The 12,946-nt window shown below is 57.7% G+C and carries 15 protein-coding genes; 9 read left to right on the top strand and 6 right to left on the bottom strand.

What is annotated here, in order from left to right:
• Position 1 precedes the first annotated feature (1 nt).
• From cyoC to VHB22_RS00125, 4 genes are all read left to right on the top strand, one after another.
• Positions 2–646 (top strand): cytochrome o ubiquinol oxidase subunit III, encoded by a 645-nt coding sequence (gene cyoC, locus VHB22_RS00140; protein ID WP_325454911.1) that lies wholly within the window; start codon positions 2–4, stop codon positions 644–646.
• Positions 643–1,026: a cytochrome o ubiquinol oxidase subunit IV gene (gene cyoD / locus VHB22_RS00135; protein WP_325454910.1), complete on the top strand. Its 384-nt coding sequence runs from the start codon at positions 643–645 to the stop codon at positions 1,024–1,026. The genes cyoC and cyoD overlap by 4 nt, the downstream gene beginning before the upstream one ends.
• 59 nt (positions 1,027–1,085) lie before the next feature.
• Positions 1,086–1,799, top strand: a complete 714-nt coding sequence (locus VHB22_RS00130) for an SURF1 family protein (protein ID WP_414652686.1) — start codon at positions 1,086–1,088, stop codon at positions 1,797–1,799.
• 129 nt (positions 1,800–1,928) lie between these two features.
• A complete protein-coding gene (locus tag VHB22_RS00125) occupies positions 1,929–2,711 on the top strand; it encodes a DUF1194 domain-containing protein (RefSeq protein ID WP_414652685.1) in 783 nt (260 codons plus the stop codon).
• 32 nt (positions 2,712–2,743) lie between these two features.
• On the opposite strand, the gene VHB22_RS00120 is transcribed toward VHB22_RS00125, so the two are convergent.
• From VHB22_RS00120 to VHB22_RS00100, 5 genes are all read right to left on the bottom strand, one after another.
• Positions 2,744–2,944 (bottom strand): hypothetical protein, encoded by a 201-nt coding sequence (locus VHB22_RS00120; protein ID WP_325454908.1) that lies wholly within the window; start codon positions 2,942–2,944, stop codon positions 2,744–2,746.
• Between the two features lie 142 nt (positions 2,945–3,086).
• Positions 3,087–3,899, bottom strand: a complete 813-nt coding sequence (locus VHB22_RS00115) for a formylmethanofuran dehydrogenase subunit C (protein WP_325454907.1) — start codon at positions 3,897–3,899, stop codon at positions 3,087–3,089.
• Positions 3,899–4,804 (bottom strand): formylmethanofuran--tetrahydromethanopterin N-formyltransferase, encoded by a 906-nt coding sequence (gene fhcD / locus VHB22_RS00110; protein WP_325454906.1) that lies wholly within the window; start codon positions 4,802–4,804, stop codon positions 3,899–3,901. Before fhcD ends, VHB22_RS00115 begins: the two co-directional genes overlap by 1 nt.
• Entirely contained in the window at positions 4,801–6,465 is a 1,665-nt protein-coding gene (locus VHB22_RS00105) for a formylmethanofuran dehydrogenase subunit A (protein ID WP_325454905.1), read from the bottom strand. Before VHB22_RS00105 ends, fhcD begins: the two co-directional genes overlap by 4 nt.
• A gap of 15 nt (positions 6,466–6,480) precedes the next feature.
• Positions 6,481–7,773: a formylmethanofuran dehydrogenase gene (locus VHB22_RS00100; protein WP_325454904.1), complete on the bottom strand. Its 1,293-nt coding sequence runs from the start codon at positions 7,771–7,773 to the stop codon at positions 6,481–6,483.
• A 222-nt stretch (positions 7,774–7,995) separates the two neighbouring features.
• On the opposite strand from VHB22_RS00100, the gene VHB22_RS00095 reads away from it, so the two are divergent.
• From VHB22_RS00095 to VHB22_RS00080, 4 genes are all read left to right on the top strand, one after another.
• Entirely contained in the window at positions 7,996–8,553 is a 558-nt protein-coding gene (locus VHB22_RS00095; RefSeq protein ID WP_325454903.1) for an SRPBCC family protein, read from the top strand.
• Positions 8,554–8,558: 5 nt separating this feature from the next.
• Complete coding sequence (locus VHB22_RS00090; protein WP_325454955.1) at positions 8,559–9,503, top strand: beta-propeller fold lactonase family protein; 945 nt, start codon at positions 8,559–8,561, stop codon at positions 9,501–9,503.
• A 183-nt stretch (positions 9,504–9,686) separates the two neighbouring features.
• Complete coding sequence (locus VHB22_RS00085) at positions 9,687–10,367, top strand: hypothetical protein (RefSeq protein ID WP_325454902.1); 681 nt, start codon at positions 9,687–9,689, stop codon at positions 10,365–10,367.
• Positions 10,364–10,729 carry a hypothetical protein gene (locus tag VHB22_RS00080; protein ID WP_414652683.1) on the top strand — a complete coding sequence of 122 codons (366 nt, stop codon included), beginning with the start codon at positions 10,364–10,366 and terminating at the stop codon, positions 10,727–10,729. The genes VHB22_RS00085 and VHB22_RS00080 overlap by 4 nt, the downstream gene beginning before the upstream one ends.
• Positions 10,730–10,783: 54 nt before the next feature.
• On the opposite strand, the gene VHB22_RS00075 is transcribed toward VHB22_RS00080, so the two are convergent.
• Positions 10,784–11,752, bottom strand: coding sequence for a quinoprotein relay system zinc metallohydrolase 2 (locus VHB22_RS00075; protein ID WP_325454901.1), 969 nt, complete (start codon positions 11,750–11,752; stop codon positions 10,784–10,786).
• 447 nt (positions 11,753–12,199) lie between these two features.
• Here VHB22_RS00075 and VHB22_RS00070 point away from each other — a divergent pair.
• A partial coding sequence (locus VHB22_RS00070; RefSeq protein ID WP_325454900.1) for a PQQ-binding-like beta-propeller repeat protein occupies positions 12,200–12,946 on the top strand: 747 nt, incomplete at its 3' end.

Here is a 12,946-nt window from a genome sequence, read left to right as displayed (position 1 = left end):
TATGGACGCACCGGCAAAGACAACGGGCGCAGGCCAAGCGGCAAGCGCGACTCCCGTCTTTTATTTGGAAGATGAGCATGCGCACGCTGGCGGCGGCAGCACGATGCTCGGATTCTGGATCTACCTGATGAGCGACTGCCTCATCTTTGCATGCCTGTTCGCGACGTATGGCGTACTCGGCGGAAGCTATGCAGCAGGACCCGCTCCAAAGGACCTGTTCGATCTGCCGCTTGTCGCCGTCAATACGTCGATGCTGTTGTTTTCCTCGATCACGTATGGCTTTGCCGTGCTGGCGATGGACAAAAATCGTGTCGGACAGATGCAGGCATGGCTGGCAATAACAGCACTTTTCGGCGCCGCCTTCATCGGTATCGAGCTGACCGAGTTCGCTCACATGATCCATGAAGGAGCGACGCCGCAGCGGAGCGCATTCCTGTCGTCGTTCTTCACGCTGGTCGGCACGCACGGATTGCACGTCACGTTCGGACTGATTTGGCTTGGCACGCTGATGTTTCAGGTCTGGCAGCATGGCTTGATTGAAGCCAACAAACGCCGGCTGATGTGCCTCAGCATGTTCTGGCACTTCCTCGACGTCGTGTGGATCGGCGTCTTCACTTTCGTCTACTTAATGGGTGTCCTCAGATGAGCACCGAAGCGCACGTAAATCATGGATCGCACGCGGGGCACGATCGCGATGGCGGCGTCCACGCGACGCTCGGGGGCTATCTGATCGGCTTTGGGCTGTCGGCCGTGTTGACGGCCATCCCGTTCTGGCTCGTTATGTCAGGCGTGCTTGGCAACAAAGAAGCGACGGTCGTCGCAGTCATGGCGTTTGCAGCCGTTCAGATCGTGGTTCATATGATCTTCTTTCTGCATATGAGCCCGCGCTCCGAAGACGGTTGGACGATGATGGCATTGATCTTCACATTGGTGATGGTCTTGATCACGCTCGCCGGTTCCTTGTGGGTTATGTATCACCTCAACACCAACATGATGCCGAGCCACGACATGAGCCGGTTGCCGTGACCATCGACGCCGAATTCAATGCGTCGCACATTGGCTATGGACTAAAAGGAAAAGAATCCGTGCCGCGGCGGCGCTTGGCTGGCTTCGTCGTTTTCGCGCTCACCGGAATTGCAATATTTACGGCGCTCGGCGTTTGGCAAATCGAACGCCGGGCTTGGAAGCTCGCGCTCATCGACCGCGTCGAGCATCGCATCCACGCGTCGCCCGTTGCAGCGCCTGGACCGGCGGCGTGGTCATCGATCACCCGGTCCAAGGACGAATACAAAGTGGTTTCGGTGACCGGCCGCTTCGCGAACGATCGCGAGACGCTTGTCGATGCGACCACAGAGCAAGGAATGGGTTACTGGATTATGACCCCGCTTCGGAGTCGCGATGGCTTCGTGGTTCTCGTCAATCGCGGCTTCGTTCCTGCTGACCGGCGCGACCCTGCAACGCGCATGGCGGGTGAGATTGACGGTGAGGCGACGGTTACGGGATTGCTTCGCATGACGGAGCCCAACGGAGCCTTTCTGCGCTCGAACAAACCCAATGCAAACCGATGGTATTCGAGGGATGTTAACGCCATCGCGAAAACGCAAAATCTAACGAACGTTGCACCTTACTTCATCGATGCGGACAGCACTCCCAATCCAGGCGGATTCCCGATCGGGGGGCTCACGGTCATTTCATTTTACAATCACCACTTGCTCTACGCTGCGACGTGGTTCGGCATGGCGCTGATGCTGGCGTTCGCCTTGGCGCGGGTCGTCCGCGGAGCGTATTTTACCGACTGACGGCCTAGGCCGAGCGGATCAGCTTCGTCGGAAGGTCCGTGCTTGGCGAGCAAAACAGTCTTTGCTAGGCTCCATCACAGAACGTTGGTAAAACTCGATCCACAAGCGAATTTGCTCATTCCAGGCGTCATGAAACATCTGCAGTCGGCGCTTGGCGCGATACTGGCTATTGGGCTAGCAGTCTTTCCGGTCTCAAATTCGAAGGCCGATGATCTTCCCGCTGTCGATACTGCTCTCGTCGTATCGGTCGACGTCTCCAACTCCGTCGATAACGCGCGGTACAAGCTGCAAATGGAAGGGATCGCGAAGGCTCTCGAAGATCCGGGAGTCATAGATGCGATTTCGGGCGGTTCCAGCGGCGGCATTTTATTTTCCATGGTGACTTGGGCCGACAAGCCCGCCTTCGTCCTTCCGTGGATGCGCATCGCGAACAAGGCAGACGCGTTCGCCGTTGCAAAACGAATACGAACGCTTCCCCACCAAGGCGGGGAGTTTACTTGCATGACGCGGATGCTGCGCTCGGCAAACGACAAAATCGTTCCGCAGATTCCCGCAAAAGCAGCGCGTATCGTGATCGACGTGTCGGGAGATGGCCCGGACAATTGCAACGCTGACGAGCCGATCGAGAAAGTGCGCGACGAACTCGTCAGCAACGGCGTAACGATAAACGGCCTCCCGATACTTCTCGATACGCCCGAGAACGACGCGTTGCTGCCGAAAGCGGTGCCGGGAGGAAAGCCTCCGCTGGAACAGTGGTACCGCAAGCACGTGATGGCGGGTCCCGGCAGTTTCGTTCTTCCGGCGCAAGGGTATGGCGATTTCGCACGCGCCATTCGCCAGAAATTCGTGATCGAGATGAGCGGAACTATGCCGCCATCAATGTCGACTCTCGCCTGGGAAAAAGCCCGTTAGTGATAGCGTAAGCCACGGCGGAGAAGACGAATTCAGATGTCGTTCTCGCTCGCCGGGGCACAGCGCCAACGCGTTATCGTCCAACCGGGATGCTCTTGCGCCCACCGGGCAAAATACGGCGGTGCATCTGCCACGCAATGCGTCGCGTCGATGCCCTCGTTGATCGGAATTTTATAGTCGCGGCACACGCTGGGCTGGTTCGCCAGGCAGGCCGAAAGCACGATTGCGATCATGAGCGACCGGATTTCCCTTGTGAAGAGCAACGGCATCAGAGCCGCCGCGACTTCGTCGCGACGCCAAAGCGAGAATACTATCGTTGCATCTTAGGGGAATAATTTTCGTGCAAATCACACAAACGCCGCGCTACGCCGGCGATCACGCAGCCGGGAGCAGAATTTCACCACGGCCAATGGTGGCGAGATCGCCGCCAATCTTTCGCACGAACAATGGCATAGCGGCCGGCGCGAGGTCGCCAAGCGTGCTCTTGAAATAGCGGGACATAACACGCACGATCACGAGATCGTGTTTCCCGCAATCGATGAACGTTGGCAGCAAGCTTTCGACGCTGGGTCCGAGGAGTGTTCCTCGGCGCATCATGAAGCCCGGGAGGGGGCCGATACCGCCTTCGGCCCAGATGGTGCCGCCGATCATCCGAGTGCCCGCGCCTTCGCCCGTCTTGCCCTTCACGATGATGGTGCCGCGGCGCATCTTTTCACCCGCACGCGCACCGACATTTCCGCCGACGACGGCGACGCCGCCCAACATCCCGAAACGATCACCCGGAATGAACCCGCCCGCATTGTCGCCCGCATTGCCGGAAACGTGAATGAACCCGCCCGTGGCTCCGGAGGCCAGATAGTGTCCAGCGTTGCCGCGAATTTCGAGCTTGCCGCGCGCCATCTTGCGGCCAGCGTAGGAACCGACGTCGCCGACGACGCGGATCGTTCCACTGTCGAGGCCGCCGCCGACAAAATCGAGGTTCGGTCCGGCGCCTTCAATAGTCAGCGTCTCGCTCGCGCTGCCGGAAATATCGAAGGCATCGCCAAGCGCGAGGCCGCCCTTGTCGATGCCGACATTGAGCTTCGCAATCTCATGCCCAGACAATGCTGCGAGTTTCGCGGGAGTGACGCCGTCAAGGTTGATCCGCTCGGACGCAGGCGCCTTGAGGCGCAACGTAAGGCCGCTCATCAGATCAAATCCTTCAGATGATAGTGGTGCTGTCCAAGCTTGCCGCCGTAGTTGCCCGCAGTGACGCGCGTAACGCCACGCTTGGCGCCTGTGTCGGTCACGGCCTTGAGGCCGGCCCGCATCGCATCGGCGACCGCTTTCGACGTCAGCCCATCGATAACGATTTCAAGAACCGCCAGCGTATCGGGACCAAGTTCGCTTTTCTTCACGGTTCCGCGCAGTGTCGGGCAGAACGCATCGTTGGTCGAAGCGAACATCCCCGAGTATTTTGCACCAACCTTACTTCCTGATCTAACGATACCGCCGGGAAACGGGGTGATCACGTCATCGACCTTCGCAATGGCTTCGACAGCAGCCTCGGCGGTTTCTAATAGGCCCGCACGATCGTTGCCGAGGATCAGCATATTGCCGCCACCGACTGCGTCGGTCGTTACGCCGGTTTCTTCCTCAATGACGAATTCCCCGTCCATGACGGGCACGCGCCAATACCGGCTCTGACCAAGCTTCTTTGCCGTCTGGAAGCCATCGCCGAAATAGCGCGGCGCCTTTCCGAGGCCGATCGATTGCGGAGCCTTGAGACCTGCATAGCAGGCCGAGCCGGGGCTCGTGAGAACGCATTGTCCAATGCGGTTCCGGATCTGAGGAACGAGCGCGTCAGGCGAAAAACCAAACATCAGAATGCGGACGCCAGGACGCCCATCAGGTGTGTCATCGGGGCTCAACTCGCGATCTATTCCGCACTCGGCGCCCGCCCCGATCACCGATGTGCCGAAGCCGGTGGCGACCGTGGCGGCGATGCGCGCCCACTTCAACGAGTCTGCCGTGATGATGATGCCCGTACCTGTCATGCCGAAGGCTTCGGCGAAGGTATCGTCGATCTCGACGCCGTTGACGGTCTTGCTCATGCTACGCGCGCCTTCGTCGGTTGGATGATAAGGGAGCCGCGCCCATTGTCCGTGATCTCATCATCCGACAGGCGGAAGTTCTCCATTCGCACGGTATTGTAGTCATCGAAATACGACTTCAATTGCCGTTCAATGCCCCGGTCGTATGACGGCCGGGAAACGTGCGTCGCTCCGTTGACGGCCTTGACGATCTTGCCGTTGCGGACAATCAACTCGCCGTTCTTGAAAAGCATTTCCGGCGTCGTGAACATAGCCTCGCGGTCCGGGTTGTCGTCATAAACGGTAATGTCGGCACAAGCGCCGACGCCAAGGTGGCCGCGATCCACAAGGCCAAGACTCTTCGCCGGTCCGGCGCGCGTCATGATCGCGATTTCGTAGAGTGTGTATTCGCGATCGAGCGTCGAAAGTGTCGAATATTTCAACGCATCCTGGTTGATCGTCTGCATCATTTCTTGCCGGAACGCCTTATCCATCAAGAGACGGATCAAATGCGGATAGCAGGTGAACGGACCGCCGTTCGGATGGTCGGTCGTCAGGAACAGACGCCACGGGTCGTTCACGAGGAGGAATAGTTCAAGACCGATCGCCCACTGCAGCGCGTTGACGAAGCTCTTGTCGCGATATTTGAACGGAACGACGCCGCAACCGGCATCGCATTCAATGTCCATCACGACCCACTTCTTCGGATACGCCGAGCGCGTGTTGACGAACTGGCGCATCGAATCGCCCGATGCTGTGCACGTTTGTCCAAACATCACTTGGCCGACGTCGCACGAGACGTTCGGATTGGCATTGACGGCCTCCGCGACCTGCGCCGCGGCAGACGAAAACTTCATGTCGCCTTCGGTTCCGTAGCTGTGGAACTGAATGTGCGTCAGATGGATCGGCAACCCTTCTGCACCCTTGATCGTCGCGAGCGTCGTCTCGACGCCGCCCGGAACTCCCAGGTTGCAGCCGTGAATATGGATCGGGTGGATAACGCCAAGTTCGTTAAGGCCACGCGCCAGCGTCACGATGATGTCGCGAGGCGTGACGCCGTAATAAACGTGCTTTTCGTCGAGATCGAGTTTGCGCTGGTTGAACTTGAACGCACTGATTCCGCCCGGATTGACGACCTTGACGGCAATCGCCTGCGTCGCGTGCATCGTCCAAGCGATATAATCCTTGATTGCCGAGAAGTCGGCCTTGCCTGCGAGTTGGCGCAGGAAGAAATCATCCGACCCAAGCATCGCGAACGCGCCCTTGTCGATGATCGCGGTATCGGCAAGCTCCATGTGAGCCTGCCGGGCATTCGCCGGAAGCATCGCCGGTTCGAATGCCGCAGTGTAGCCCATCTCCGCATAGCGGTAACCGGCGGTCATCGTCGACGGGATGGCATAGCCGACACCCGCACGGGTAATGTCCGTCCGTGCGAACTCCTGGCCGATATGGTCTTCCGGCAGCATCATGCGGGCGATGGTCATCTTGCCGCCGCCGATGTGGGAGTGAGGATCGATGCCGCCGGCCATGATCACACGGCCATGCACCGAATATTCATGATCGACCTTGGCATTCGGCGATGGTGAAACGATACGACCGTTCTCGATAAAGATGTCGCGGACCTCGCCGTCAACGCCATTCGCGGGATCGTAGATGCGGCCGCCTGTAAGCTTGATGAGCATTCTTTATCTCGAGTGTTAGAGGGCGGCTTCGATGGAGGCGAGAACGTCGGCGGCCGACGGAAGCTTCGATTGGCGCAGCTTTCGCAGCGGAAGCGAAACAACGTTATCGACGCGTATGACCCGACCGCTGTGATCGACGCCGGGCGTACCGACAGGAATGAAGATTTTAGGCTTCCGGCTGAGTTTCAATCCGGGCGTTCCGAGAACGATTGTCGGAACGTCGGTCTCCGGCGGAACGAGGTTATCACCGAACGACGCGAGCCATACCAGCAGGTCACCTTCCTTCGCAGCGAGCATGCGTGTCGCATCATAACGTTCGGCATCGTATTCCGGCTTGCCGTTCGCAAACGAAACACGAAGCGGATATCCGGATTGCCAGGCACAGACCGAAGACGCAGAAGGAACGCCTTCATTGCCACCTAGCGAAAGTCCTGCAAATCGCGATGTCGCGTTAATCTCTTTGACGAACTCACAGATGGCGTTGACGGTCAGATCCCCGCCAGGGAAGTTGAAGCTCGCCGGATCCCAAACGATCACGCCATAAGTCGAAGCTTTGCAGCGGGCATAGAGATCGTCAACGGCCGCACGCGGCAAGCCGCCGATATCGCCACTCGGTAGCGCAAGGCTCTTTTGGAGGGCACGCATCGCATCCAGAATCTCGCCAATACGGTCTGACTTGCACGGAAGCGTGAGGACTTCGCCAATACGGTTGCCCTTGGCCGCAGACTGATCGAGGCCTTCGCCTAAAAAGATGACCGTACGCTTTGCAGGATTATCGGAAAACATCGATGCTTCCGTGCAGACGACGCGCTCGAAGAACCGGGGATTGTTCTTGTGCGTGTCGCAGCCAGCGAAGATGAAAAGATCGGCGCGATTTCGGGCCTCGGTAAGAGACGTCGTGAGCCAACCGCTCGATTGCATGACGCGGATGTTGCGGTAGGTCGCCGGGCTCATCGCGTGATCCACAACGCCGCCGCCGCGCTCGGCGAGTGCAATGACTGCGCGCGATCCTTCGACATCGGTGCCAAGGCCGCCAAAGATCGGGAGCTTGCTCGTCTGGATTAACTTTGCGGCCGCCCGGACAGCTTCTTCTAAAGTGACGTTCTTCCCGTCGACCTGCGGGCTCGGTTCGACAAGTGGGCGTTCGAAACCTGCGATAGATCTCGCACACCCGTTCTTGAGAACTTTGAGCCCACCGTTGCCCGAGGGGCCGATGTCGAGATCATCGCAGGCCATTCCGCAGAAAGGGCAGGCAACGTTCTCAAAGTGATTTGCGCCGTTTCTCGACTTTTCGGATTCCAAATCCACCACCTCATGAAGCCGCGGAAGCTACCCGGCGAGATTCGACAAATGTATGAGGCCGGAGGTAAACCAACTCTCACCCCAACGGTCAAGCAGGGTAACGGGTGGAAATACGGTGCGACACAATTGGCCGTCTCCCGCGACGTTCAACGCGCCTAATGTCCCCGCGTTCGGCCTAAGGGTCCAACAATCTGGCTTCACACAGATCTGAACCTCCGGAGGAAATGCATGTTGAAACGCTTCGCGATCGCCGCGGCGATCTTGGGCTCGTTGCCGGCCGTGGCTTTGGCTCACGGTCCGTCACGCCAGAAGGTGGAAGAATCGGTCGAGATCAATGCGCCTGCCGCCAAGGTCTGGGCCGTTGTCGGAAATTTTCAGGACATGAGCTGGGTTCCTGCCGTCGCCAAGACCGAGGGCAAGGGCGGTAACAAGCCTGCGACGAGCCAGGCTTCCAATGACGGCGCCACACGGACATTGACACTCAAAAATGGCGGCGTCATCGAGGAAATGCTCGACGATTACGACGCGAAGGACATGACCTATAGCTACGAGATTACGAAGGTCGATGTGAAGGTTCTGCCGGTCAACGACTATTCTTCGCATATCACCGTGACCGCCGACGGCGACAACAAGTCGACGCTTGAGTGGAAAGGTGCGTTCTATCGCGGATACATGAACAATGACCCGCCGCCGAACCTGAACGATGAAGCGTCGAAGAAGGCCGTCGAAGATCTTTATAAGAGCACATTAGCCGCCGTGAAGGCCAAGATCGAGGGTGGCAAATAGTGCGAATTTCGCTCCGCTTCAGCGCGGCGGTTGCCGTTCTCTTGTTCGGTGGACTGCAATCGGCCGCGCTGGCGGGCGAGGCACTGACCACAAATCAACCGGACGACAGCCTGTCGTTTGTCGATCTTACGGCCATGAAGGAAGTTGCGCGAATAAAAGTCGGTGGCAAACCTGCTGGGATCGCGCTCTCGCCAGATAAATCCAGGGCCTACATTACGGCACCGGATAGCAAAGAGCTGGTCGAGGTGGATGCAGTCAAGCGCATCGTCGTACGACGCTTAAAGCTTGGTGGCGGCCCGCTCGGCATAGCGATGCATCCGACAAAGCAGGAAATCTACGTCGCGGACTGGTACACCCATAAGATCCTCATCATCGATGCGGTGAAGTTCGCCGTCGTCGGCGAAATTGCCGTCGGAAAATCGCCTTCGGGATTGGCGGTGACGCCTGATGGGTCGCTGTTGCTTTCAGCGGATCGCGAAAGCGATGCGGTTTCCATTATCGATATCGCCAGTCGGAAACGGATTGCATCGATTCCGGTCGGGAAACATCCTTTCGGAATTACCATCGATCCGTCCGGCAAGCGTGCCTATACCGCAAACGTGAAGAGCGATGATGTGACCGTGATCGACATCCCCGCGCGCAAGGTAATCGGTCACGTGCCGACAGGGCGGCGTCCCTACGTCGTAGCGTTGGCGGACGGACGGGGGTTTTCAACGGATCAATACGGTGGGAGTGTCACGGTATTCGACCTGGCCACACTTGCGCCGATCAAGAAAATTAGGGCGTGCGATCATCCTGAAGGCATCGAAGCGGACTCGTCGGACAGCAATGTTTACGTTTCCTGCTGGGGCGATGACGTCCTGCTTCGTCTCGATCCAACGGCTCTCAAAATCACGGGAAAGGCTGCCGTCGGCGACGGGCCGCGCGCCTTCGGAAAATTCCTTCGTTAGCCCGATATTACCGGCTTTTAAGTTCCGAACTGGAAGTTCTTCCGGCATTTTCCATTGAAAATTGCCAACCCGCTCAGGCGTACGCTTTACCGGATCGGTCAAAGATCTCTGGTCAATATGTACGCCGGTCGCTAAAGAGCCGGGAAAAACAAGCAATTCTGCTGATCTGGAGGAAAAGGTTTAATGCTGAGATTTCCCGTCGCCGCTTTGGCTGCGCTTGCCTTGCTTATCCCCGGCGTTGCGGGTGCCGAAGATACGCCGAAACCGACCGATATCCTTTTTAATCGTCCGCACATCTCATCGGTCGCCGCGGGAACGGTGCTCGACTATAAGTTTGTCCGCAAGCCCTCCGACGAGAAGCTGCTTGGCCCCGGTTTTAGCGACGATATCACGGTAAAAATCGACAGCGATGGCGCGCCGGGCAAAAAGAACGTCACCGTCCAGGTTTACTCCGGCGATCGCGCGCGTGAGCCGCAGCGCATCACGGGTATGGACGGAAATCCGATGTTGATTGTCTATCTCGACAACGCCGTTTCGCACTTCCGTCTGCTTGCGGGGGGAGATAGCGCCTATCTGAAGAACACGTTCAGCAAATATCTCGCGGAGAACGCCACGATCGCGCCCGTCAAAATTCTTTACAAGGGCAAGGAGGTCGATGGCTATCAGGTGACGGCGACGCCTTACGCGAACGATCCCGCGAAAGCAAAAATGAACGGTTTCGAGAACGCGACATTCAAGATCGCGCTCTCCGATAAAATTCCGGGTTATTTTGCGCGGATGGTTTCTGACTACACGAGCACCGACAAGTCGGCGCCGTCGCTGCTCGAAACGACAACGTTAGAAGGCGTGGGAGATGTGAAATGAAAAATCCTCTGGGACGCAGGGCGCTTTTCGGAATGGCTTTTGCCGCGGGCTTGACCTGCACGGGAATGGCAATAGCGCAAGAATTGCCGGCGAATGACTATCCGACTGCCGCGCGCGCGGATTACGTTTATGCCTGCATGGCCGTAAACGGTCAGACGCGTGAGATGCTCGATAAGTGTTCGTGCTCGATCGATCAGATTGCGGCTATCCTGCCGTATTCGGACTATGAAGAAGCTGAGACGCTGATCTCGGTGGGACTCAAGGGCGGCGAGAACGTCGCCTGGACAAAGATCCCGGAAATGCAGAAAAAAGTGAAGGACATGAGACGCGCGCAAGTCGAAGGTGAGTTGCGCTGCTTCTGAAGTCTGCGTCTGGCGACCCTCTTCCAGAGAGCCGGTCGCCAAGCGTGATCGCCTTTATTCCCATTCGAGCTCAGTGAACGCTGCGGTCACGTTCATGCCGTTGTGCTCATCGAAGAGCTTCCAGTTTCCGCGCTCAGATTGGCCAACTTTGGCGACCGCTTCCTCAAGCGTCTTGCCGTCCTTGATCATGGCGCGTACCTCGCGCGCAATCGTTTCTAGATAATGCTGCTCCGGCAAAATTGCGTCTGGCCATGGCATGGATTTGGGGCCGTGGCCGGGGATCGCGCGCTTGGCCCTTTGCTTCATCAGCTCGGGAATAAGCTTCAACCATCCGACGATCGATCCATCGAGTGTTGGAATGTGGACCGAAAACAGCAGATCTCCGAGAAAGAACGTCTCTGTCGCGGTATCGAAAATCGTCAGGTCGTTATCAGTGTGGGCGGTTGGCCGCGCCGCCAATGTGAGGGGACGGCTCCCAAGATCAAGTTCAAGCGTATCGGTGACGAGCTTTGTCGGCATGACGATTTTGGTACCGGCGAAAGCTTTGTCGCCGATGCGTTCGCGGGCGTTTCTCAGGTAGCTCTCGGCACGGGCCGCTAGTGCCGCGGGAAGTTTGTGGTGGCCGACGAATTCGGCGCCAAGACCTTCGAACGCGGCGTTGCCGAGGACATGGTCCGGATGCATATGCGTATTTATAACGTAGCGGATCGGCTTATCGGTGACCTTTCGGATCGCATCGAGGAAGGCTTTTCCGACTTCGTACGAGCCGCCGGTATCGATGACCGCAGCGGCCGAACTCCCGATGACGCAGCAAGCATTCGAGATGTCTCCGTGGTTTTCACCATTAACCAAAGCATACTTGCCGACGTGGACATAAATGCCGGGCGCCACCTCCGTTATGCCGAACTGGGTTTCTTCGGCACGTGCCGCGCGCCGTAACAACGGCAGCAGCGCGATCAGCGCGGCTCCGCGGAGAAAATCTTTGCGGGAAGGTCCCGTAGGGGGCTGGGAATTTTGGGTCATTGTTATTTTCCCAAGATAAGTCGGAAAACAGAGCCAATGCAAAAGCGCGAATGGATCGCGAGGTATCACGAACTTGCGAGGATTCGTGAACGGAGAGCAGAATTATCACGTTCGGGAAGAAATAGACGTGCGCCGCACCATTTTTGGTGCGACGCGAAAAACGCCGATAAATCATAGGGTATTTTTGGTCAGCACAGCTGTCTTAATTTGTCGCGGACGATCGATCGTCGCAGTACGTGTTGCGGATGTATAAAAAAAGTGTCTACATGCCCGCGTTCACGGGGACCTACCGAGTTCTACACGGTTCCGTGAAGAACTCCTCCATCGACGAGGTTAAGACGGGAAAAAATCCCGCAAGCCCTTGATTTTGATGGCAGGAAAAGTCGGGAGGTCCTCGAGATCAACTTGCAAGCGTGGCAAGACTTTTCTCAAAACGGAGGAAGCGCAATGCGCAAAAGTGCATTCGCATGCGGGTTGCTCGCAACTGCCGCGTTCTCAGCGTCCGCATGGGCGAACGAGGACGTGATCAAGTTGTCGAGCGATCCGGCGAACTGGGCGATCCAGTCCGGCGATTATGCCGGTACGCGGTACTCGACCCTGGACCAAATCACGACCGCTAACGTCGGCCAGCTGAAGGTCGCGTGGACGTTCTCGACGGGTGTTCTTCGTGGTCACGAAGGTGGCCCGCTCGTCATCGGCAACACGATGTATCTCCATTCGGCGTTCCCGAACATCGTGTTTGCTCTTGATCTTGCGAACGACGAGAAGATCATCTGGAAGTATGAGCCGAAGCAGGATCCGTCGGTTATTCCTGTGATGTGCTGCGACACGGTCAACCGTGGCGTTCAGTACGCTGAAGGCAAGATCTTCCTTCACCAGGCCGATACGTCTCTCGTCGCTCTCGACGCGAAGACGGGCAAGGAACTGTGGAAGGTCGTCGACGGCGATCCCAAGAAGGGTGAAACCGGTACGGGCGCTCCTTTGGTGACGAAAGACAAAGTGATCATCGGCATCTCGGGCGCTGAATTCGGCGTTCGCTGCCATGTCACCGCTTACGACATCAACAGCGGCAAGAAGGTCTGGCGCGCCTACTCGATGGGCCCGGATTCCGACATCCTGGTCGATCCTGAGAAGACGATGTCGCTCGGCAAGCCGGTCGGCAAAGACTCTTCGCTCAAGACCTGGAACGGCGAT

The sequence above is a fragment of the Hyphomicrobium sp. genome (assembly GCF_035548195.1).
Taxonomy (GTDB): domain Bacteria; phylum Pseudomonadota; class Alphaproteobacteria; order Rhizobiales; family Hyphomicrobiaceae; genus Hyphomicrobium_B.
This window is presented reverse-complemented; position numbering and strand designations above follow the sequence as displayed.

Excerpts from the sequence above, each read along its gene's own strand:
- cyoC (WP_325454911.1), top strand. The coding sequence starts at position 2 with ATGGACGCACCGGCAAAGACAACGGGCGCAGGCCAAGCGGCAAGCGCG.
- VHB22_RS00085 (WP_325454902.1), top strand. The coding sequence starts at position 9,687 with ATGCTGAGATTTCCCGTCGCCGCTTTGGCTGCGCTTGCCTTGCTTATC.
- VHB22_RS00095 (WP_325454903.1), top strand. The coding sequence starts at position 7,996 with ATGTTGAAACGCTTCGCGATCGCCGCGGCGATCTTGGGCTCGTTGCCG.
- cyoD (WP_325454910.1), top strand. The coding sequence starts at position 643 with ATGAGCACCGAAGCGCACGTAAATCATGGATCGCACGCGGGGCACGAT.
- VHB22_RS00080 (WP_414652683.1), top strand. The coding sequence starts at position 10,364 with ATGAAAAATCCTCTGGGACGCAGGGCGCTTTTCGGAATGGCTTTTGCC.
- VHB22_RS00075 (WP_325454901.1), bottom strand. The coding sequence starts at position 11,752 with ATGACCCAAAATTCCCAGCCCCCTACGGGACCTTCCCGCAAAGATTTT.
- VHB22_RS00115 (WP_325454907.1), bottom strand. The coding sequence starts at position 3,899 with ATGAGCGGCCTTACGTTGCGCCTCAAGGCGCCTGCGTCCGAGCGGATC.
- VHB22_RS00120 (WP_325454908.1), bottom strand. The coding sequence starts at position 2,944 with ATGATCGCAATCGTGCTTTCGGCCTGCCTGGCGAACCAGCCCAGCGTG.
- VHB22_RS00125 (WP_414652685.1), top strand. The coding sequence starts at position 1,929 with ATGAAACATCTGCAGTCGGCGCTTGGCGCGATACTGGCTATTGGGCTA.
- fhcD (WP_325454906.1), bottom strand. The coding sequence starts at position 4,804 with ATGAGCAAGACCGTCAACGGCGTCGAGATCGACGATACCTTCGCCGAA.
- VHB22_RS00105 (WP_325454905.1), bottom strand. The coding sequence starts at position 6,465 with ATGCTCATCAAGCTTACAGGCGGCCGCATCTACGATCCCGCGAATGGC.